The sequence below is a fragment of the Caballeronia sp. KNU42 genome (assembly GCF_053760385.1).
The window spans coordinates 682,304-701,126 of sequence record NZ_CM132388.1; the positions used below are offsets into that span (position 1 = coordinate 682,304).

The following is an 18,823-nucleotide window of genomic DNA, read 5'->3' on the forward strand; positions in this document are numbered from 1 at the left end:
TAACTAAAAAGAATCTTCATACCATGGAGAATCGGCCACTCAACCTTCTCCCCGATGCGGAAGGGGTTCATATGAAAGCGCAACGTGTTCCGGTTGAAATGGCGCCTCGATGGGTGGCGCACAAGTCTGGCGTTCAACAGCGTATGTGGCCCGGTCAGTGGTCCGGTCGGCGATGCAAGCTTCGAAGGCTTCTGTTCCTGGTCCTGTCATGTTGCCTGAGTTGCTGCCTGAGCACGGCGCTTCTGGCGCAACCGTCGGAATCCGTCGATACCAGCCACGCGAACGCGAAGGCAGCCAACCACGGCCATCTCGACCGCTCCGGCAAAACACGCAAAGGCAAGGCCTCGTACTACGGCCGGAACTTTTACTCGAAGAAGATGGCTGACGGTACGCACATGGATCCGCAATCCAATGTCGCCGCGAGCAAGACTCTGCCGCTTGGCACCAAGGCGAAGGTCACGAATCTGGAAAACGGCAAAACCGCAGAGGTCGAAATCAAGGATCGCGGTCCCTACGTGCAGGGTCGAATTGTCGACGTATCGCCCAAGACCGCCGATAAGCTCGGTTTGAAAGAAAACGGCACCGCTCCCGTGGAAGTGAAGCCGGTGGAAGTTCCGCAGTCCGACGGCAGCGTGAAGCAGGGCACCGGCGCCACGGAAACCTCGCGGTAAAGCGTATTCAGATCTTCAACTCTGCGACGATAAATAGCCGCAAAAGCAGCGCCCACTGCCGGGCGCTGCGCAGTCTTAACGTTGACGTTACTCGGCGAAGTCCGTCGCCTCCGATGAACCTTTCCACGCGTTGATATCGTGTTGGACCGCTGCGGCTTTTTGCGCCGCCAGTTCATTGGCGATCTTGCCGGCGAACAAATGCAACGGCGGTTCGGCAACGTCCACGACTTGCATGATCAGCAAGGCCAGCTTGTCCGGATCGCCGGCCTGATGACCGTGCAACGTGCCCAGGTGCAGATCGAGCGACGCCCGGGCTTCGGTGTAGTCATCGATCTGTCGTTTGGCGACCGCCAGCGCGCCGCTCGACAGAAACTCCGTGCGCACCGGTCCGGGGTACACCACTGTCGCCTTGATGCCGAACTCGGCCACCTCGGCCGCGAGCGACTCGGTCAGGCCCGCGAGCGCAAACTTGCTCGACACATAGCTGCCCCAGCCGGCGTAGCCGCCCTGATAACCGACGATCGAAGCGATGTTGATCACGTGCCCGCCGCGTTGCTCGCGCAGATGCGGGAGTGCGTGCCGAAGTACCGTCAGCGGCGCGAACAGGTTGACTTCGAAGTTTTGCCGGAGCTCCTCGTCCGAGAGGGCTTCGACAGTTCCCTGCTGGGCGTAGCCGGCGTTGTTGGCGATCACATCGATTTTGCCGAAGGTTTCGATGGTTTGCGCGATGGAGGACCGCACGCTCTGGTCGTTGGTGAGGTCCACTTGCAAAGGGAGAAACTGTGCCGAGGCGGGGCCGATCGCTTCGGTTAGCGACGCCACGGTTCGCGATGTCGCGGCGACGCGATCACCACGCGCAAGGAGTTGCCGCACGAGTCGTTGGCCGACGCCTTTGGATGCGCCGGTGATGAACCAGATTTTTGAAGAGCTGTTCATGATAATTTCCTTAGTAATAAGTAATGCGAATTTAAATAGGAAAAGCAATTGAGAGAAATCGGTCGAGGCGCTTACTTGAGCGCCACGCTCATGCCACCGTCAGCCATCACAACCGCACCGACGATATAACTGGCTTTCTCGGACGCCAGGAAAGCGATGACTTCAGCGATTTCCCGTGGATCAGCCGCGCGCTTGATCGGCGCGTTCTTGCCGTGCTCGGCGAGGAAGGCCGGGCCACCCTCGTGGAGGTGGTTCGTGATGTTCGTCACCGCGTCGCCGGACCCGACCGCGTTGACACGAATGCCGTGATCGATCGCCTCCAGCGACATGGCGCGCGTCAACTGGGCGAGAGCGCCTTTCGACGCGGCATAGGCGGCAATCAGCGGAAACGCCTGATAACACGCGTATGAACCCACGTTGACGATTGCGCCGGTCTTCGCCGGCATCATCGCGCGCATGGCCTCGCGCGAAAACAGGAATGCACCGGTGGAATTGACCGCCTGAATGCCGTTCCAATCGTCCAGCGTCATCTCGACGACCGGCTTGTTGATGATGATCGCGGCATTGTTGACCAGGATGTCCAGCTTGCCGAAGCGTTCCATCGCGGTGGACACCGCGCGCACTGCGCTTTGCTCATGCGCGACGTCGGCGATGAGCGGAACGATCCCCGGACGGGCCAACGCTTCGACGTTGGCGCCTCGCCCGACGGCGATCACGCTGGCGCCTTGCGCGTGCAGCAGTTCGGTGGTGGCGAGTCCGATGCCGCTTGCCGCACCGGTGACGATGGCGACCTTGCCGGCGAACGGCTGGTGGGTGGATGCTTGTGAAGCCATGGCGAATCTCCGTAAAGACGAGGATGGTTAGAAAGGGCTTGCAGTCGGGCGCACGACGATTTCGCTGACATCGACATCCGCCGGCTGCTCGATCGCATACGCGACCGCGCGTGCAATGGCGTCGGAGGTCAACGCGATGCGACGGAAATCGCGCATCGTTGCCCGCGCGGTCTCATCCGAGATCGAATCGGCCAGCTCCGACTCCACGACGCCCGGACAGATCACGGTCACGCGAATCCTGTCGGTTTCCTGCCGCAGGCCGTCCGAGATCGCGCGCACGGCGAATTTGGTAGCGCAGTACACAGCGGCCGTCGGCGAGACGGACAGGCCGCCGATCGAGGACATGTTGATGACCTGGCCGAACCCCTGGCGCTCCATGGCCGGCAGGACCGCAGCGATGCCGTGCAGTACGCCGCGGATGTTCACGTCTATCATGCGATTCCACTCGTCGACTTTTATCGCGCTCAAGGGCGACAAAGGCATCACGCCGGCGTTGTTGACGATCACGTCGATGCGGCCGAAGGCGTCCAGTGCGAACTGGGCGAAAGCGTTGACGTCGGTGGCGCAAGTGACGTCGAGTGCCCGGTAACGAATCGCGCCGCCGCTTGCCTCGATTTCTTCGGCCAGCGCTGCGAGCCGTTCCGTGCGCCGCGCGCCGATCACGAGCCGGTGCCCCTGGGTGGCGAGCAGCCGGAGCGTTGCTTCGCCGATACCGCTGCTTGCCCCGGTGATGAGGATGACTTTGGGATGATGGTTTTGCGTTGCCATGTCGCGTTCTCCGTTCCAATAGACTGTGCAGGTTTGCCTTGAGGCAGAGGCCGCGAAGCCTGCGCATGAAGGGGCAAGGCAATCGCGGCGCGCTCTCCCGGGCGCTTCGGTTGCACCGTGCAGCCGATGACCCATCTTATGAGCGGGGCGCCCGCACGCGAATACACGGGACGATCGCGGTGTTGCCTATTCCTATTGAAGTGGATGTTGCCCGTCGATCGTATCCAGTAGAATTCCTGCATCTGATCCGGAGAAAGAGGAGCCCTGGTGACAGTTACCGACAAACCGGTTTCCGCAAGGATGGTGAGCCTGCTTCAGCGTCTGGCGCCCAATGAGGGGTACACCCGGTCCGCTCTGGACGGCGTGCGGTTCATGCGCTCGAACCGGCCGCTTGGGCGCACGCCCGTGCTGTACGAGCCAAGCATCGTGATCGTCTGTCAGGGGCGCAAGCTGGGGTTTCTGGGCGAAGAGGTGTATGTCTACGACGCCCAGCATTATCTGATCTTGTCCGTGCCATTGCCGTTCTCGACTGAAACCGAAGCGAGCGAGTCCGAGCCTATGCTGGCCGTGTCGTTGCGCCTCGACCTGATCGAGCTCGCCGACCTGATACTGGCGATCGATCGCGCCGGAAGTCATCAGCCAGGCATGCCGTTAGGAATCCTTTCAACACCGCTCGAAGGCGATCTCGCCGAAGCGACCTTGCGCCTGCTGCAAGCGCTGAGCTCTCCATTGGACGCGGAGATCCTGGGTCCTGCAATCGTGCGGGAAATCTGCTACCGGGTATTGATCGGGGAACGAGGCGCGGCGATGAGGGCCGCGCTCGCGCATCAGGGCCGCTTCGGCAGGGTGGCGAAAGCGCTGCAGCGCATTCACACCGACTATGCGGAGTCATTGGATGTCAGCCGGCTCGCCGAGGAGGCGGGCATGAGCGTTCCCGCGTTTCATGTCAACTTCAGAACCGTCACGCTGACCTCGCCGATCCAGTACATCAAGTCGACGCGCCTGCATCAGGCGCGCTTGCTGATGATTCGCGATGGCTTGACAGCCGCCAGCGCGTCGGCGCGCGTCGGTTACGAAAGTCCCTCGCAGTTCAGCCGTGAGTTCAAGCGTTTTTTTGGACGCTCACCGGTCGATGAGACGCGAGATATGCGGGCGTCGTTCGCACTCTCTCCCGCTGAGAAGCTCGACGATTTCGCCGCGTCTCATTGACGCGTGGTCTGTACGTCATCGCTGCTTCTCTCCGTATCCCTATTTGCAGCCGCAGGAATTCCTGATCGCGAAAGTCGGCTGCAGCCGGATGGTCTCGGTTTCCTCCGCTGCGAAATCGATTCTTCGCTTGAGCAATGTTGCCGCCATCCGGCCGATCTCATGGCAGGGTTGAACCATGGCGGTGAGGCGAGGCTCGAAGGCATCGGCCCAATCGAAATCGTCGAAACCCGCAACCGCGATATCAGCGGGCACCCGCATGCCGCAATCCTGAGCCGCCAGCATGATGCCGATGGTCGTCAGGTTATTGCCGCCGATCAGGGCCGTGACCGGTTCGGCCGCGGTGAGAAGGCGCGTGGCGGCGTCCCTGGCCGTCGCCAGATCAGTGTGACCGATGGAAATGCGCGCTTCGTCGACGGGAAGTCCGTGGCCGCGCAGTCCGTCGCGAAAGCCGTCTGCGCGCTCCATCGCCGTGGTGAAATTGGACTGGCCGGCGAGGAAGCCGATTCGCGTGTGCCCGTGGCCGATCATGTGAGCCACCATGGTCGCTACCGACTGCCGGTTCTCGACGCCGACACCGTCGAGCGCGACATCGGGAAGACGGTCGACCATCACCGAAGGAATACGCTGCTCGCGCAGGTAGATGAGCGCGCTGTTGTTCGGACCGCAAGAGGGCGCGATGATGATTCCATCGACGCGTCTTTGGTGCAGGGCCGCCACCATGTCTAATTCGCACTCCGGATCGTCCCGGGTATTCGCAAGCAGCACCATCATTCCGAGCTTCGAACATTCTTCCTCGATGGCGTTGATCACATCGGAAAAGTAGCGGTTTTTCGTCGACGATATGGCAAGGCCAATCGTGTTCGTGGTCGAGCGCGCCAAGGCTCGCGCCACCGTGTTGGGCGCATAACCCAGCGCGCGAACGGCCTCCCGAACCGCGCTGGTGGTTTCCGGGCTCACGAACCGCGTGCCATTGAGAACGTGGGAAACGGTTGACGTCGCGACCCCCGCGAGCCGTGCGACATCGGCAATGGTTGCCATCTCGTCCTCCCCAGGTCTGTGAATACGGAATTGCCGCAGAACGTCGCGAAAGGACGATTTGCGGCCCGATATTAAGCGTTCTCTGAATGGCGCGCCATGAGCTTACCTTTGCAGCGATATTCCAGAATATGAGGGTAAACATCGAAAGGCAAGCGCTTGCGCAAGCGCTTGCCTTTGAATAAGCTTGGATCCGAACTAGAACAAGAGAAGTGGAAATCCATCGAGACAGGAGAAGAGATGGTCGTCTTCATTCGGCAAACCGGGTCCGGCGCGTTATGACTGCGCCCCTCCTCGAATTGCGAGGGATCCAGAAACGTTTCGGCGGTGTGCATGCGCTGCGGGGCGTGGATTTTGACCTCGAAGCCGGTGAGGTGCATGTCCTGCTGGGCGAAAACGGCGCAGGGAAATCGACCTTGATGGGTGTGCTTTCGGGCGCAGTGGTGCCTGACGAAGGCGTCATCAGGCTCGACGGCAGCCCGGTGCGTTTTGCCACCCCCCGCGACGCCCATAACGCGGGGATCGCGATGATCCCGCAGGAACTCGACCTGGTTCCGGGCCTCGATATCGCGGCCAATCTGTTTCTCGGCAATGAGATCACCAACAAGGGCGTGCTGGCGGGCGCCGCAATGCGCAGCCAAGCACAGGATCTGCTGGCGCGCGCTGGCGTGTCGCTTGATGCAAGCCTTCCTGTCGCCAGCCTGAGGATGGGCGAGCGGCAGCTCGTGGCCATCGCCAAGGCATTGTCGGCCAAGGCACGCATCCTGATCATGGACGAGCCGACCGCGGCCTTGTCAGCCGTCGAGGCGGACCATCTCTTTACCGTGGTGAAAGAGCTCTCCGCGCGTGGCGTCGGAATCGTCTATATCTCTCACAGGCTCGAGGAAGTGACGCGCATCGCGGATCGCGTGACGGTAATGCGTGATGGCGCCGTGGTCGGAACTACGTCGCCCGATGCACCGCAAGCGACGCTCGTCCAGCTTCTTGTCGGCCGGCCGTTTTCCGATTTGTTTCCGGCACGCTCCGAGAAGATTGGTGCGCCCATCCTGCGGCTCGATCATGCTGCATTCGATCCCGACATCCCGCGCGCCGGCTGGCAGGCTCCCCGCGATGTTTCACTGACCGTGCATGTCGGTGAGATCGTGGGTCTTGCAGGGTTGATGGGGGTTGGCCGGACGGAATTGCTCTCGGCGCTGCATGGCTTCGGCGCAAACGGGCGCTGGCGGGGTCTTGTCGAAATGCATGGCAAACCGGCGGCGCTCGGCACTATTCGCGCGGCGAGGCGTGCAGGCATCGCTTATGTGACGGACGACCGGCGCGGCACGGGGCTGATCCTCAATCACACGGTCGGTCAGAACGCGGTCATGTCGACGCTCAAGCGGGTCACGCCGTTTGGTCTCGTGTCGCGAGCACTCGAGCGACGCCACGTGAAGCGCGCCCTCGAAGACTACGACGTGCGCCCGCGACGTCCCGAAGCCAAGGTCGTCAACCTCTCGGGCGGCAATCAGCAGAAGGTCGTCTTCGCCAAGGAACTCATGAGCGAACCAGGTTTGCTGTTGCTCGACGAGCCGACTCGCGGGGTCGACGTTGGCGCCAAGGCGGAAATCTACCGGCGCTTGCGCGGCCTCGCAAACAAGGGCCTCGGCGTGTTGGTGGCGTCCTCCGAACTGCCGGAACTGATCGGCTTGTGCGACCGGATCATCGTCATGCGTGCCGGCTGCACGATTCACGAATTTGGCGCGGCTCCCAGCGAGGATGCTGTCCGGCGGATCAGCGAGGGTGAGGGCCTGGCAGCATGAGCACAACTCCAACCTCCTCAGCCACGGCGCCGGTTCGCCCGCGTCGCAGCTTGCTTGCATATCTGGTGCGTTTTCAGAGCTTGCTCGGGCTCATTCTGGTGGTGAGCGCCGGCATCCTGTTTTCACCGCGCCGGCATGGGCATATCCTGTTCCTCGCGCCGGACAACATCGCCAATATCATCCGGTCGATTTCCGAAACCGGCATTCTGTCGCTCGGCATGACCTTCGTGATCATCGCAGCCGGCATCGATCTCTCGGTCGGGGCCGTGCTTGGTCTTTGCTCCGTGCTGACCGCAACCCTGTTGGTCAACGAAGGTTGGGGCCTGTGGAGCACGTTGTCGCTGGTGGTGGTGACGGGCGTGGTATTCGGCGCCATCCAGGGTGTGATCTCCACCAAGTTCCGGATTCAGGCTTTCATCGTCACGCTCGCAGGACTTCAGGTGGCGCGCGGACTGTCATTGATCGCGTCCAACAATTCGTTCATCAACATCAACTATGGCGCCGGGCCCGGAAACGCACCGCCGGCCTTCGGGATTCTGGGCGAGCGGATCGGCGGCGTCTTCCCGGTCGCGACCCTGGTGTTCCTCGTGCTCGCGGTGGTGGCAGCCTTCCTGCTCAATAACACGCGCTATGGGCGCTATGTGGTGGCCGTCGGCGGAAACGAAAAGGCGGCCCGGCTTTCCGGCATTCCGGTGAGCGCGATCAAGATTTCGGTCTACGCATTAACCGGCTTTGTGGCTGCGATTGCCGGCATCGTTCACGCCGGACAGTTCTCGTTCGGCAGCCCTAACGATGGCGCCGGATATGAACTTACCGCTATTGCGGCGGTTGTGATCGGCGGCACGGACTTGTTCGGAGGAGCCGGGTCCATGATCGGTACGATCGCGGGCGCCGTCATGCTCGGTGCGCTGGCGAATATTCTGCAGCTCAACGACGTCAGCGCCGCCATGCAACTGCTGGCGACGGGCGCGATCATCGTGATAGCCGCCGCATTGCAAACCTATGTTGTCGGGCGTGGCAGCTCGGCCCGATGAATCGTTGGACGTGGTTTCAAGAGGTAGTGGACGTCGCATTAGGTCAGTCGCATAAAAAACTTTCGACCGGAGACGAAAAAAATGAAAGTAGTTCTAAGGACCACTTTGCTGGTTGCTGGCGCCGCTCTTGCGTCGAGCGCGTGGGCGGCGGGCGGCAAGCCGCTTGCCAAGGAATGCGGGCCGGACAAGGATTACGTCATCGGCTTTAGCCAGGCGAACTTCAAGGAGCCGTACCGCGAGCACGTCAACCACGAGCTCGAGCGCCTCGTGAAGAATTACCCGAAATTCAAGCTCGTTATCGCCGACGGACAGGCGACCGTGAACACCCAGGTGTCGCAGGTCGAAAACTTCATGACGCAACGTGTCGACCTGCTGATGATTTCACCGTTCGAAGCCGCTCCCTTGACACCGTCTGTATCGGCGGTCTACAAGGCGGGCGTGCCGGTGATCGAGCTCGACCGCAAGACGAGTGGTGACAACTACACCGCGTTCGTGGGCGGGGACAACCGGGCGATCGCGAAGGAAGCGGGCGAGTGGGCCGCCAAGACGCTGCTGCCCGATGGAGGCGAGGCGGCCATTCTCGAAGGCTTGCCGAGTTCGTCGCCCGCTATCGAACGTCTTGAGGGATTCAAGGCCGGCATTGCGAGCAATCCCAAGATCAAGCTCGTGGCTGTGCAGCCGGTCGACTGGATGGAAGACCAGGCGGTGACCGTATTTTCGGCCATGCTGCAGTCGCATCCGGACATCAAGCTCGTTTATACGAGCAATGACCTTGCTGCCGCCGGTGCGTACATCGCGGCCAAGCAGGCGGGCAAGGCGGACCAGGTGAAGATCATTGGCACCGATGGTCTGCCAGGTCCGTCCGGTGGCATCCGTGCGGTCGCGGACGGCCAATGGGCTGCAACCTTCACCTACCCGACCGGCGCCGCCCAGGCACTTGAACTCGCCAAGAAGATCCTGATCGACTGCGCGACCGAGGTTCCCCGCAATATCCTGGTGCCCACCCAACGCATCGACCAGGCCAATGCCAAGTCGCTCTACGGCAAAGAGAAGTTCTAGGCTTTCCATGTCCGCATGAAGCGCAATGCCAGGAGAACGCCGCGAGCGGATCTCCTGGCGACATTGGCACAAAAGGCACCCGCGATGAACAAGCCCATTGAGGCAACAATCAACACGAAGCGCCGCGCGGGTCTCGGTACCCGTCTCCTGCGGTCCCGGGAGACGGGCATCATTGGCGCGCTCCTGATCATGATCGTGGCGCTGTCGATCTTCGCGCCCAACTTTGCGAGCGTCGACAATCTCCTCAACGACACGCGCAACCTCTCGTTCGTCGGAATCGTCGTCCTGGGGCAGGCCGCGGTGATGATCACCGGTGGTATCGACCTGTCGGTCGGCAGTGTCTGGGGTTTGTCCGCCGTCGCCTCCGCCGCGATGATGCAAGCGGGCATGGGCGTCGTTCCGGCGTGCGTGCTCACGCTCCTGATCGCGGCGTCAGTGGGCCTGTTCAACGGCTTGTGCGTGACCAAGCTGCGCATGCTGCCCTTCGTGCCGACGCTCGCGACCATGAGCATTGCGCGCGCACTCGCCCTCATCATCACGCGCGGCAAGGCCATCGACGGCTTCCGGCCGGACGGCGATGCGTTCTTCGCGCTCGGTGGCGGCGACATGCTTGGCCTGCCCACGCCGTTCCTGATCTTCGTGGTCTTGTCGATCATTGCCGGCGTGGTGCTCAAGCGCAGCGTCTATGGGCGTCAGTTGTACGCGGTCGGCGGCAACGAGCGTGCCGCCATGCTGACCGGCCTCGATGTGGACCGCCTGAAGATCAGCGTCTATGTGATGTCGTCCGTGCTGGCGGGTCTCGCCGGAATTATTGAGGTTAGCTACCTATCCTCGGCGATCTCCAACCAGGGCTTGGGCAAGGAGCTCAGCGTCATTGCGGCAGCCGTCATCGGCGGCACCGCGCTCAGCGGCGGCGAGGGCACCGTGATCGGCGTCTTCGTCGGCACCGTGATCCTCGAGGTGCTTCGCAACGGCCTCATCCTGCTTGGAACCGATGCCTATTGGCAGGGGGTCTTCGTCGGTTCCGTCATCGTCTTTGCAGTGTTTATCGACCAGCTCAGGAAGGGCGTCTGGCGACGCCGGTGAGTGTTTTACCCATAACAATCTCTTGGAGGAAACAATGACACGCTTATTGCTCGGAGCCGTAGCCGCCGCTGTTCTAGGGCTTGGGATCGCAGGACAAGCCCACGCCGCCGATAAGAAAGTATTCGCCGTGGTGCCTAAAGCGCTCGGCGTACCGTTTTACGCCGATGCCGAAAAAGGCTGCAAGGAAGAGGCCGCGAAGATTGGGGCGGAGTGCCTTTTCACGGGACCGGCTCAACTGGATGACGCTGAGCAGGCTCGCATTGTCCGCGACCTGATCACCAAGAAGGTGGCGGGGATCGCGATTGCGCCGAACAATCCCGATTCGATCAGCAGTGTGATCAGTGCGGCATTGGCCAAGAACATCCCGGTCGTTACCTTCGACTCCGACGCACCGAAGTCCAAGCGCATTGCCTTCATTGGCACCAACAATGAGGCGGGCGGCGTGTCGGCAGGCGAAGCGTTCGCCAAGGCACTGCCCAACGGCGGCAACTACGCGGTGATCACCGGCGGGTTGTCGGCGGCGAACTTGAACGACCGCATCAAGGGCTTCAAGTCGAAGCTTGGCGGCAGCTTCAAGGAGGTATCCGGTTCACCTTTTCCTTGCAACGACGACTCCAGCACGGCTGTGCAGTTGATCCAGGACATCCTTGCCAAGAACCCGAATATCGACGGTATTTTCTTCGCCGGAGGCTGGCCGATGTTCGCACCGGAAGCCTATACGCGAGCGCTGAAAAACAAGGCGGCCGATCTCAAGTCGGGCAAGTTCGTGATCGTGTCGTTCGATACCTTGCCTTCGCAGATCAAGCTCCTGAAGGAAGGGTATGCGACCACGCTGGTCGGTCAGCGGCCGACAAGCATGGGCACGGACTCGATCGATCAACTGGATAAACTGACCAAGGGCGAAAAGGTGCCGCCGGTCACGGACACAGGTGTGGACATTGTCGATTCATCGAACGTCGACAAATTTACGGCCGGTAAGTAAGCGGCTCTGAAGCAATCGTGCGGGACGGCCTTTGCGCGCCGGCCGTCCCGTCTCTCTCAGCGCTAGTGAGTGCCGCCATGACCGTGCTGTTGAGCGTTGAACATATTGCAAAGACTTATCCCGGCGTCAAGGCATTGCAGGATGTGTCCTTTACGGTGGAGGCGGGGACCGTGCACGCGGTCATGGGCGAGAACGGCGCGGGCAAGTCGACCCTGATGCAGATCATTGCCGGCGCCCATCCTCCGACGTCGGGCAAATTGGTGTTCGACGGGCAGGAACTGCAGCTCTCCGGCACGAAGGATGCCGCCGGCAAGGGCATTTCGATCGTTTTCCAGGAGCTGATGCTCGTGCCGAACATGACCGTTGCCGAGAATATTTTTCTCGGCGCGGAGCCCCGCATGGCGCGCGTGCTGGTAGACCGAAGTACTTTGATCGCACAGGCCAGCGCCGCCATGCAACGCCTGGGCATCACACTCGATCCCGACACCCGGCTCGGAGACCTGACGATCGCGCAGCAACAGCTCATCGAGATCTGCAAGGCGCTGATCCACGAACCGCGTCTGCTCATCCTGGACGAGCCTACATCCAGCCTCTCGGAGGCCGACTCCCTGACGCTGTTCAAGGTGGTGCATGACCTGCGTGCCCGAGGCGTGACGATCCTCTACATCTCGCATCGCATGCGCGAGGTGTTCGACAACTGTGACGCCGTTACCGTCTTGCGCGACGGCAAACATGTCCGCACGACGCGGCTCACCGATACGTCTCCGGAAGAGGTGGTGCGTCTGATGGTGGGCCGCGATCTCGCGGAAGTGCGGCGCATCCGGCCCGAGAACGCAGAGAGGCCGATTGTTCTATCGGTGCAGGGTCTCGGCGACGGCAAGCGCTACCAGGATGTTTCCTTCGACTTGCGACGAGGCGAGATAGTTGGCCTGGCAGGGCTGGTTGGCGCCGGCCGCTCGGAGGTGGCGCTGGGCATCTTCGGTGCGCCGCCGCCGACCGCGGGAACCATCACGATCGAGGGTAAGCCCGTCAGCGTCGCGAAGCCGCGCGACGCCATGAAGCTTGGGATCGGACTGGTCCCTGAAGACCGCAAGGACCAGGGTCTCGTACTCGGAATGGGGGTCGGCAGCAACCTGTCCCTTGCGGCCCTGGGTCTCGGCCGGATTTCTAGCGGGGGCTTCATCAAGCCGGGGGAAGAATCCCGAATGATTGGAGGCTATGTAGAGCGGTTCCAGATCAAGACACCGACAGTCGAGCAACTGGTCGGCCTGCTGAGCGGCGGCAACCAGCAGAAGGTGGTCCTGGCGAAATGGCTTGCCTCGAAGCCGCGCGTGCTTATCGTCGATGAACCGACGCGTGGCGTGGACGTGGGGACGAAGGCCGAGATCTATGCGCTCATGCGGGAACTGGCTCGCGATGGCTTGGCCATTCTGGTGATATCGAGCGACTTGCCTGAGGTGCTGACGATCTCGGACCGCATTCTTGTCATGCGGGCGGGCCGTCTGGCGGGAGAAATCAGCTTCGATGACGCCTCCGAGGAGCGCATCATGTCTCTCGCCGCGCTTGAACATGCCGATCCGGCTCATCCCGAAGTCAAGCCAACGGGGTTTGTGTCTTAGGCGTTTGCGGGCGGAGTGCAAGCACCGCGTCACACAACGTCTAGCGCGCAATGACAGACGCAAGCTCCGGCTTCGAACCTCGAAACCGGTCGCGCCGCAGCCTTTTTCATGGATGCCGATGTGCTCGCCAGCGACCGCGCACCGGCCAGACGACTACGTGATCGCCGGGGAGCCGCAAACGCATGAAGCGATCGCGTGCATGCTTCCCAAGGGTGATGCCCCGTTCGAGGCGGTAGTCGATCGAACCATCGCACGGCTCGAAACAAGTGGCCGCGGCCAGTCGCTTTACAACACGTGGTTCATGTCGCCAATTGCTCCCCAGGGCATCACGCTCGGGTTGCCGATGAGCGATTCTCTCAAGGCCATCTTTTTGCATCCGAACGATCACCCGATGGACGATTGAACGACGTCTCGCGCGCTATGCGGGACTGTAATCTGACGCTGCTAGGATTTCGATTCCCCTCCACTTTATATAGTCATATGAAAAAGACCATTCTCGCCGTCATCACCGCCGCGCTCACGCTTGGCGCGTTTTCATCCGCTTTCGCAGAGGATCACCATCACCGCGTATGCCACAAGGTGAAGGTGCATGGCCACTGGCATAACCGCTGTCACTAACTGATGTCATGGGCGGTGACGCCAGCAGCCGCCCAAGACAGCATCCATCCACATCGAATCGCGACGCGTGCTTCAGCTACTCGATCTCCTCAGGTCGAACGACGTAGCGCAGCGCCCCGCCAGTCGCCCCGCTAGTCGCGAAAATCGGCTTTCCACTTCACATCCGCCAAGCGAAGCCGTTCGGATTCGTACGCGAATAATCGCAATACCTACAGCAGCATCCCGATAGCGAGACGATTGAACGCATTCATCAACGCGATGGCCAATGTCAGATCCGAGATTTCCGCATCGGAGAAGAGCGCCTTCAGCGGGGCGTAGCGTTCATCGGGAGCACCTTGTTCGGCGACGTGCGTCAACGTCTCGGCCCACGCGAGCGCGGCGCGTTCCCGTGCATCGAACAGCTCGCTGACACGCCAACCCGCGAGTTGGTCGAGCTTGCGTTGCGCGACACCGGACTCGCGCAGTGACGACGAATGTTTGCTTAAGCAGAATGAGCAACCATTGATCTGCGAGATACGCAGATAGATCAATTCAACCATGGGTTGGCCAAGGCTGCTTTCGGAAAGTGCTTTGCTGGTCGCCACAAGACCTTGGTAAGCGGCGGGAGAGAGTGTCGTAAAAGGAAGGCGAAGTTGGCTCATGATCAGACTCTGAAGGTGTAGAAAAAGGCGGTAGAAAAAGACGGAACGAGGTGAAGCGACAAGTTCATGCTGACTGCATCGACGTGGTCGACTCGGATTTAACGCCGGCAAAGAGTGGCGTTTGTGATAACTGCTGTCGCGCGCTCGAAAATGCGGCGCTCACCGCGTCTTCACTTCCGACCAGTCCCTGCAGATAGATAAAGTGACTATTAGTAATGCCAATCGTCCGCAATGCATGTCGCAAATAGTCAGACAGGAAATCAGGCTGTCGCGCTTGTGGCCCTTGGTGAAAACCACCAGAACTCACGATGATGTAAGTCGGGCGATCGGCCAGGAGACCGACTTTGCCTTCGGGACCTGCCGAAAAAGAGCGTCCAATCCGCAGCACGTGATCGATCCACAACTTAAGCGTTGCCGGCACGGTGAAGTTGTGCATCGGCGTGGCGATCAACAGGTGGCGGCTGCGCTCCAGCTCATTGATCAACAGCTCCGATTGCCGAAACGCGGGGTCATCGAAGGGAGTGCGCTTTGTCAGCGCCGCGCCGTACGCGGTGCTCAGCGGCGGCAGCGGATTCGCCGAGAGGTCGCGTCGATTCACGCTCATTCCAGGATGTCTTTCGCCAAGCGTTTCGAGCAGCGCGTCGGCAAACCGGTAGGCGTGCGAAGCCTGTTGATTCGGGCTCGCGCTCAAGAATAAAAAGTCGTTCATGCCACATCCTGCTGGTGTTGATTCAAAGGCAACGGCTGGACAAAATGCATGCCGCGCGCCAACAAGCCCTGACGGAAGTAGAAGCGCTGCGCCAATGCCATATGAAGGCCGGTATCCAGGACAAGGTGATGACATCCCAGGCGCGCCGCCTCGTTGCGCACCGCTGTGATCAGGAATGCACCGAGACCCTGCTGACGCTCGGCTGCGTCGATGACCAGATCGTCGACATAGACGAAGCGGCCATATATGAGGTTTTCCGTTGCGCGATAACCGATCAGGCCCACGATCCGCTCATCCATATAGGCGCCAAGCAGCCGATATCCGTGCGCGTACTGACGCGCGATCTGTTCGCTGAACGCGGCCTCGTCGCTCAGGTGTGGGCGCAGTTCGCGCATCAGCGCGAAGCCTGCCCGCTGCAGCATGGGGTTGTTCAATTCCTGGAGTTTCATGACCGGCGCCATCGCTCTACCTCTTTGTTTGTCATCGTTGGCGTACTTTATTCGATCGATGTCATACTCTATAGAGCCAAGAAACGAGAATTTGAGTAGGACATGACGAGCAGGACATGACGCTTCCATTCAGCCCCATCAACGCCGCAACAGACGGTCCGATCTACCGCCAGATCTATCTGCGTATTCGCCAATCCATCGCGGACGGGGTGTTGCGTCCGGGAGACCGCGTGCCGTCGGTGCGGGGACTGGCGTCGGAATTGAATCTGGCACGCGGTACTGTTGAATCGGCTTATCAAATCTTGATCAGCGAGGGCTATCTGATCGCCCGTGGGCCGGCCGGTACGGTGGTCTCGCCACAAATCAGATTGCCCGGGTTGGCTGGGCAGGCCGGCGTCGTGCAGGAGACTGCGCCGTGGTCGGAACATACCGGCACCATGCCGCTGCCTCTGCAGATGGGCCTTCCCGCGCTGGATCTTTTCCCAGGCAAGGTCTGGAACCGCCTGGCGGCGCGCGAGATGCGCCAAAGCGGGCTCCAGGATCTGATTTATCCCGATCCGCAGGGGCATGCGCCGCTGCGTGCGGCCATTGCCGGGTATCTGGGCGTATCGCGCGGCGTTGCCTGCTCGCCGGATCAGGTTTTCATATGTGCCGGATATCGCGCCAGCCTGGATCTGATCTGTCGCGCTGTATTGCGCAGTGGCGACGCATGCTGGTTTGAAGACCCCGGCTATCTCATGGCGCGGCGTTTCCTCACCAATGCGGGAATGAAGCTGCTGGCGGTTCCAGTGGATGACGACGGTCTGGATGTCGAGGCCGGTATCAAGATGGACGCGAACGCACGTTTTGCGTTGGTCACCCCCAGTCACCAAAGTCCGCTGGGCGTGTCGTTATCTCTTTCACGCCGATACGCGTTGCTGGATTGGGCAAGAGCGGGCGAGCGCTGGATCATTGAAGACGATTACGACAGTGAATACCGGTATCGAGGGCGGCCGCTTCCCGCGTTGAAGAGTCTCGATACAGGCAGCGCGGGCAGAGTGCTGTACACGGGCACCTTCAGCAAGGTGCTCGCGCCGGGCTTGCGTTTGTCGTATCTGGTGGTGCCGCAAGAGCAGGTGGCGCGGTTCGTTGAAACCGCTGATCGAATGCAGAATCAGTGTCCGCGTTTGCTTCAGGCGACCCTGGCAAGGTTCATCGAAGAGGGCTATTTCGCGCGGCATATCACTAAAATGCGCAGCGTCTACGCGGATCGCCGCGCGATGCTTGGCGGTGCGCTGGGCGCCGCATTGGGTACGCGCGCGCAAATTCGTCTGCAAGCCGGCGGCATGCATCTCCTTGCGATGCTCGAAAGCGGATCCGACGATGCTGCGATTGCGTTGCGTGCAAGAAGCCTTGGATTGTCGGTGCAGGCGCTGTCGACCTGGTATGCCGGCGGGACATCGAACCGGGGGCTGATGACAGGATTCACCAATGTCCGGTCCGCTGAAGAGGCGAGCGCATTGTCTCGAACGCTCGTTAGCGCTTTCTGACCGGAAGCGCAGAGTGCGGCCGGAGCAGACACTGAAAAGCCAGTGCAGCGTTGCGCCGCAATATGTCCACCTATTGTCGGTCAGCACACGGGCAGCAGGCTGATCGTCAGTGTCATTCCTTTCTCGCCCTCGGTTGTTGGGGTTGCTGCTGCCGGTCAGATCCGCGTTGCGTCGGCGACCTCGTACATGCGTCCGGGGGCGTTACATAGGGCGCGACTTCGCAGCAGCATGCGTACACGGGAAACCCGTACGCGTTCGTGCTGATGACGGTCGTTGGCCCGTGCAGCGGGCACACCGCTTTCATGGCGCTCCTCGAACTCATTGGATGACTGCTCCTATCGTACACGCGGCTCGCCAGTTCGGCATGGCCGTGTCCGGACAGTACCTGTAGAGCAAGCCGCCAAGCCCTCTTCTTGGAATACTCGGTAAGGTGGGTTGAGCCATTCGCGGATCGGCCATCGAATTCTTTGTCCCGTAAAATGCTGCCGAGCAACTTGCCCACGGAGAGACCCTTGCCGACAGTCTTCAGCGACGCCGCCCCTAGCAGTGAGACGCTTCTCGCGATCGTGAGGGCGCAGACAGAAATCGCCAAACTGGGACTGGATCTTGGTGGCGTCATGAACTTCGTCACCGAGCGAGTCCAGCAACTGACGCAGGCCGATGGTGCGGTCGTCGAGCTTGCCGAGGGCGATGAAATGGTCTACCGCGCAAGTTCGGGCATTGCCGCCACGTTGCTGGGTTTGCGGCTCAAGCGCACCGGCAGCCTGTCGGGCCTGTGCGTGGAGACTAACGACATCCTTCGATGCGAGGACTCGGAAACCGATCCGCGCGTCGACCGGGAGGCTTGTCGGCGCGTTGGGCTGCGCTCGATGATCGTGACCCCGCTCAGACATGTTGATACAACGGTCGGCGTACTGAAGGTCGTGGGGAGAACGGCCAACGCGTTCACTGACGACAATATTCGCGCGCTGGAACTGATGTCTGAACTGATCGCTGCGGCCATGTTTCACGCTGCCAGGTACGAAACCGGCGAGCTTTATCTTCTGGCTACGCGTGATTCACTAACGGGTTTGCCAAACCGCGCGCTGTTTTACGACCGTCTGCGGCAGGCGATTCACCTGGCCCAGCGGTCTTCGGGAACGCTTGGGATTCTTAATCTTGACCTTAACGACCTGAAACCCATCAATGACCGCTACGGCCACCGTGCGGGCGATGCGGCGATCAGGGAGGCGGCCTTACGTATGAACAGAACGGCACGGTGCTCGGATACGGTGGCGCGCGTGGGGGGCGACGAGTTCGGCGTCATCCTGCCGAGTATCAACTCAAGGGCCGATGCCGAGAGCCTCGGCTTGCGCATTGTGGAGCAAATTCGTCAGCCGTTCGAGTTCGAGGGCCGCTCGCTCGACCTCGATATCAGTGTCGGCGCCGCCGTTCTCCCTGACGATGGCATCGAGATGACAGCCCTCATCGACCGGGCCGATCAGGCCATGTACGAAGCCAAGCGGATGCGAAAGGGGGCGCGTACGGGGGAGCGCACGTGAGGGGAACGGAGCTGGTCGTCGCCGGGCTCAACCCGCGTAAGCGTTGCCTTCACCAGGCGCAGTGATCTCTTGCAGTGCCGAAGCAATGAGCCCACCGCGAGGAATTGAGGGGCGCTGTTCCAAAGAGAAAAAGGGACTTGATATTGTTCCCCAAAAAGAATTTAATTCAACCTACGTTCACCTTACCCTGATTTCCTTCGACAACGAGCACTGCGAACCAACTCCATCTCGTGCGTGGTGGTGATTGCTTGTGCGGCGTGGAAAACGCCAAGGTCGCGGCCAAACACCTGAATCAACCAACTGAG

The 18,823-nt window shown here is 61.0% G+C and carries 19 protein-coding genes; 12 read left to right on the forward strand and 7 right to left on the reverse strand.

Annotated features, from left to right (window positions below; translation table 11 throughout):
* Positions 1 to 71 precede the first annotated feature (71 nt).
* Positions 72 to 671: a septal ring lytic transglycosylase RlpA family protein gene (locus ACSOSP_RS02980; protein ID WP_455309481.1), complete on the forward strand. Its 600-nt coding sequence runs from the start codon at positions 72 to 74 to the stop codon at positions 669 to 671.
* 87 nt (positions 672 to 758) lie between these two features.
* Here ACSOSP_RS02980 and ACSOSP_RS02985 read toward each other — a convergent pair whose 3' ends face one another.
* The 3 genes from ACSOSP_RS02985 to ACSOSP_RS02995 all read right to left on the reverse strand — a co-directional run bounded on the left by ACSOSP_RS02985 (position 759) and on the right by ACSOSP_RS02995 (position 3,208).
* The gene (locus ACSOSP_RS02985) at positions 759 to 1,607 is read right to left on the reverse strand and encodes an SDR family oxidoreductase (protein WP_455309482.1); all 849 of its coding nucleotides are present in this window, start codon (positions 1,605 to 1,607) and stop codon (positions 759 to 761) included.
* 71 nt (positions 1,608 to 1,678) lie between these two features.
* A complete protein-coding gene (locus ACSOSP_RS02990; protein ID WP_455309483.1) occupies positions 1,679 to 2,440 on the reverse strand; it encodes an SDR family NAD(P)-dependent oxidoreductase in 762 nt (253 codons plus the stop codon).
* Positions 2,441 to 2,467: 27 nt separating this feature from the next.
* Positions 2,468 to 3,208: an SDR family oxidoreductase gene (locus tag ACSOSP_RS02995; RefSeq protein WP_455309485.1), complete on the reverse strand. Its 741-nt coding sequence runs from the start codon at positions 3,206 to 3,208 to the stop codon at positions 2,468 to 2,470.
* A 300-nt stretch (positions 3,209 to 3,508) separates the two neighbouring features.
* On the opposite strand from ACSOSP_RS02995, the gene ACSOSP_RS03000 reads away from it, so the two are divergent.
* Positions 3,509 to 4,417, forward strand: coding sequence for an AraC family transcriptional regulator N-terminal domain-containing protein (locus ACSOSP_RS03000; protein ID WP_455310825.1), 909 nt, complete (start codon positions 3,509 to 3,511; stop codon positions 4,415 to 4,417).
* Positions 4,418 to 4,456: 39 nt separating this feature from the next.
* Here the strand turns inward: ACSOSP_RS03000 and ACSOSP_RS03005 are convergent, their stop codons facing one another.
* Positions 4,457 to 5,455 carry a LacI family DNA-binding transcriptional regulator gene (locus tag ACSOSP_RS03005; protein WP_455309486.1) on the reverse strand — a complete coding sequence of 333 codons (999 nt, stop codon included), beginning with the start codon at positions 5,453 to 5,455 and terminating at the stop codon, positions 4,457 to 4,459.
* Between the two features lie 275 nt (positions 5,456 to 5,730).
* Between ACSOSP_RS03005 and ACSOSP_RS03010 the strand changes: the two genes are divergently transcribed.
* The 8 genes from ACSOSP_RS03010 to ACSOSP_RS03045 all read left to right on the forward strand — a co-directional run bounded on the left by ACSOSP_RS03010 (position 5,731) and on the right by ACSOSP_RS03045 (position 13,649).
* A complete protein-coding gene (locus tag ACSOSP_RS03010; RefSeq protein ID WP_455309487.1) occupies positions 5,731 to 7,251 on the forward strand; it encodes a sugar ABC transporter ATP-binding protein in 1,521 nt (506 codons plus the stop codon).
* On the forward strand, positions 7,248 to 8,285 hold the full coding sequence (locus ACSOSP_RS03015) for an ABC transporter permease (protein WP_455309488.1): 1,038 nt from the start codon (positions 7,248 to 7,250) through the stop codon (positions 8,283 to 8,285). The genes ACSOSP_RS03010 and ACSOSP_RS03015 overlap by 4 nt, the downstream gene beginning before the upstream one ends.
* Positions 8,286 to 8,366: 81 nt before the next feature.
* Entirely contained in the window at positions 8,367 to 9,344 is a 978-nt protein-coding gene (locus ACSOSP_RS03020) for a substrate-binding domain-containing protein (RefSeq protein ID WP_455309489.1), read from the forward strand.
* 15 nt (positions 9,345 to 9,359) lie between these two features.
* Positions 9,360 to 10,430 (forward strand): ABC transporter permease, encoded by a 1,071-nt coding sequence (locus ACSOSP_RS03025; protein WP_455309490.1) that lies wholly within the window; start codon positions 9,360 to 9,362, stop codon positions 10,428 to 10,430.
* 34 nt (positions 10,431 to 10,464) lie between these two features.
* Complete coding sequence (locus ACSOSP_RS03030; protein WP_455309491.1) at positions 10,465 to 11,412, forward strand: sugar-binding protein; 948 nt, start codon at positions 10,465 to 10,467, stop codon at positions 11,410 to 11,412.
* Between the two features lie 77 nt (positions 11,413 to 11,489).
* Positions 11,490 to 13,031, forward strand: a complete 1,542-nt coding sequence (locus ACSOSP_RS03035) for a sugar ABC transporter ATP-binding protein (RefSeq protein ID WP_455309492.1) — start codon at positions 11,490 to 11,492, stop codon at positions 13,029 to 13,031.
* A gap of 118 nt (positions 13,032 to 13,149) precedes the next feature.
* The gene (locus tag ACSOSP_RS03040; protein WP_455309493.1) at positions 13,150 to 13,434 is read left to right on the forward strand and encodes a hypothetical protein; all 285 of its coding nucleotides are present in this window, start codon (positions 13,150 to 13,152) and stop codon (positions 13,432 to 13,434) included.
* A gap of 77 nt (positions 13,435 to 13,511) precedes the next feature.
* The gene (locus ACSOSP_RS03045) at positions 13,512 to 13,649 is read left to right on the forward strand and encodes a hypothetical protein (RefSeq protein ID WP_455309494.1); all 138 of its coding nucleotides are present in this window, start codon (positions 13,512 to 13,514) and stop codon (positions 13,647 to 13,649) included.
* Between the two features lie 209 nt (positions 13,650 to 13,858).
* Here the strand turns inward: ACSOSP_RS03045 and ACSOSP_RS03050 are convergent, their stop codons facing one another.
* The 3 genes from ACSOSP_RS03050 to ACSOSP_RS03060 all read right to left on the reverse strand — a co-directional run bounded on the left by ACSOSP_RS03050 (position 13,859) and on the right by ACSOSP_RS03060 (position 15,460).
* On the reverse strand, positions 13,859 to 14,290 hold the full coding sequence (locus ACSOSP_RS03050; RefSeq protein ID WP_455309495.1) for a carboxymuconolactone decarboxylase family protein: 432 nt from the start codon (positions 14,288 to 14,290) through the stop codon (positions 13,859 to 13,861).
* 64 nt (positions 14,291 to 14,354) lie between these two features.
* The gene (locus ACSOSP_RS03055; protein ID WP_455309496.1) at positions 14,355 to 14,999 is read right to left on the reverse strand and encodes an FMN-dependent NADH-azoreductase; all 645 of its coding nucleotides are present in this window, start codon (positions 14,997 to 14,999) and stop codon (positions 14,355 to 14,357) included.
* Positions 14,996 to 15,460 (reverse strand): GNAT family N-acetyltransferase, encoded by a 465-nt coding sequence (locus ACSOSP_RS03060; protein ID WP_455310827.1) that lies wholly within the window; start codon positions 15,458 to 15,460, stop codon positions 14,996 to 14,998. Before ACSOSP_RS03060 ends, ACSOSP_RS03055 begins: the two co-directional genes overlap by 4 nt.
* A 104-nt stretch (positions 15,461 to 15,564) precedes the next feature.
* On the opposite strand from ACSOSP_RS03060, the gene pdxR reads away from it, so the two are divergent.
* Positions 15,565 to 16,977: a MocR-like pyridoxine biosynthesis transcription factor PdxR gene (gene pdxR, locus ACSOSP_RS03065; RefSeq protein ID WP_455309498.1), complete on the forward strand. Its 1,413-nt coding sequence runs from the start codon at positions 15,565 to 15,567 to the stop codon at positions 16,975 to 16,977.
* A 617-nt stretch (positions 16,978 to 17,594) separates the two neighbouring features.
* A complete protein-coding gene (locus tag ACSOSP_RS03070) occupies positions 17,595 to 18,518 on the forward strand; it encodes a diguanylate cyclase domain-containing protein (RefSeq protein WP_455309499.1) in 924 nt (307 codons plus the stop codon).
* Positions 18,519 to 18,823: the final 305 nt, after the last annotated feature.

What these genes read in the sequence shown, in the direction of transcription:
- ACSOSP_RS03055 (WP_455309496.1), bottom strand. Translation starts at nt 14,999, where the DNA reads ATGAACGACTTTTTATTCTTGAGCGCGAGCCCGAATCAACAGGCTTCG.
- ACSOSP_RS03070 (WP_455309499.1), top strand. Translation starts at nt 17,595, where the DNA reads ATGAACTTCGTCACCGAGCGAGTCCAGCAACTGACGCAGGCCGATGGT.
- ACSOSP_RS03040 (WP_455309493.1), top strand. Translation starts at nt 13,150, where the DNA reads ATGTGCTCGCCAGCGACCGCGCACCGGCCAGACGACTACGTGATCGCC.
- ACSOSP_RS02980 (WP_455309481.1), top strand. Translation starts at nt 72, where the DNA reads ATGAAAGCGCAACGTGTTCCGGTTGAAATGGCGCCTCGATGGGTGGCG.
- ACSOSP_RS03030 (WP_455309491.1), top strand. Translation starts at nt 10,465, where the DNA reads ATGACACGCTTATTGCTCGGAGCCGTAGCCGCCGCTGTTCTAGGGCTT.
- ACSOSP_RS02985 (WP_455309482.1), bottom strand. Translation starts at nt 1,607, where the DNA reads ATGAACAGCTCTTCAAAAATCTGGTTCATCACCGGCGCATCCAAAGGC.
- ACSOSP_RS03035 (WP_455309492.1), top strand. Translation starts at nt 11,490, where the DNA reads ATGACCGTGCTGTTGAGCGTTGAACATATTGCAAAGACTTATCCCGGC.
- ACSOSP_RS03045 (WP_455309494.1), top strand. Translation starts at nt 13,512, where the DNA reads ATGAAAAAGACCATTCTCGCCGTCATCACCGCCGCGCTCACGCTTGGC.
- ACSOSP_RS03060 (WP_455310827.1), bottom strand. Translation starts at nt 15,460, where the DNA reads ATGGCGCCGGTCATGAAACTCCAGGAATTGAACAACCCCATGCTGCAG.
- ACSOSP_RS03020 (WP_455309489.1), top strand. Translation starts at nt 8,367, where the DNA reads ATGAAAGTAGTTCTAAGGACCACTTTGCTGGTTGCTGGCGCCGCTCTT.
- ACSOSP_RS03050 (WP_455309495.1), bottom strand. Translation starts at nt 14,290, where the DNA reads ATGAGCCAACTTCGCCTTCCTTTTACGACACTCTCTCCCGCCGCTTAC.
- ACSOSP_RS02990 (WP_455309483.1), bottom strand. Translation starts at nt 2,440, where the DNA reads ATGGCTTCACAAGCATCCACCCACCAGCCGTTCGCCGGCAAGGTCGCC.
- ACSOSP_RS02995 (WP_455309485.1), bottom strand. Translation starts at nt 3,208, where the DNA reads ATGGCAACGCAAAACCATCATCCCAAAGTCATCCTCATCACCGGGGCA.
- pdxR (WP_455309498.1), top strand. Translation starts at nt 15,565, where the DNA reads ATGACGCTTCCATTCAGCCCCATCAACGCCGCAACAGACGGTCCGATC.
- ACSOSP_RS03015 (WP_455309488.1), top strand. Translation starts at nt 7,248, where the DNA reads ATGAGCACAACTCCAACCTCCTCAGCCACGGCGCCGGTTCGCCCGCGT.
- ACSOSP_RS03005 (WP_455309486.1), bottom strand. Translation starts at nt 5,455, where the DNA reads ATGGCAACCATTGCCGATGTCGCACGGCTCGCGGGGGTCGCGACGTCA.
- ACSOSP_RS03000 (WP_455310825.1), top strand. Translation starts at nt 3,509, where the DNA reads ATGGTGAGCCTGCTTCAGCGTCTGGCGCCCAATGAGGGGTACACCCGG.
- ACSOSP_RS03025 (WP_455309490.1), top strand. Translation starts at nt 9,360, where the DNA reads ATGAAGCGCAATGCCAGGAGAACGCCGCGAGCGGATCTCCTGGCGACA.
- ACSOSP_RS03010 (WP_455309487.1), top strand. Translation starts at nt 5,731, where the DNA reads ATGACTGCGCCCCTCCTCGAATTGCGAGGGATCCAGAAACGTTTCGGC.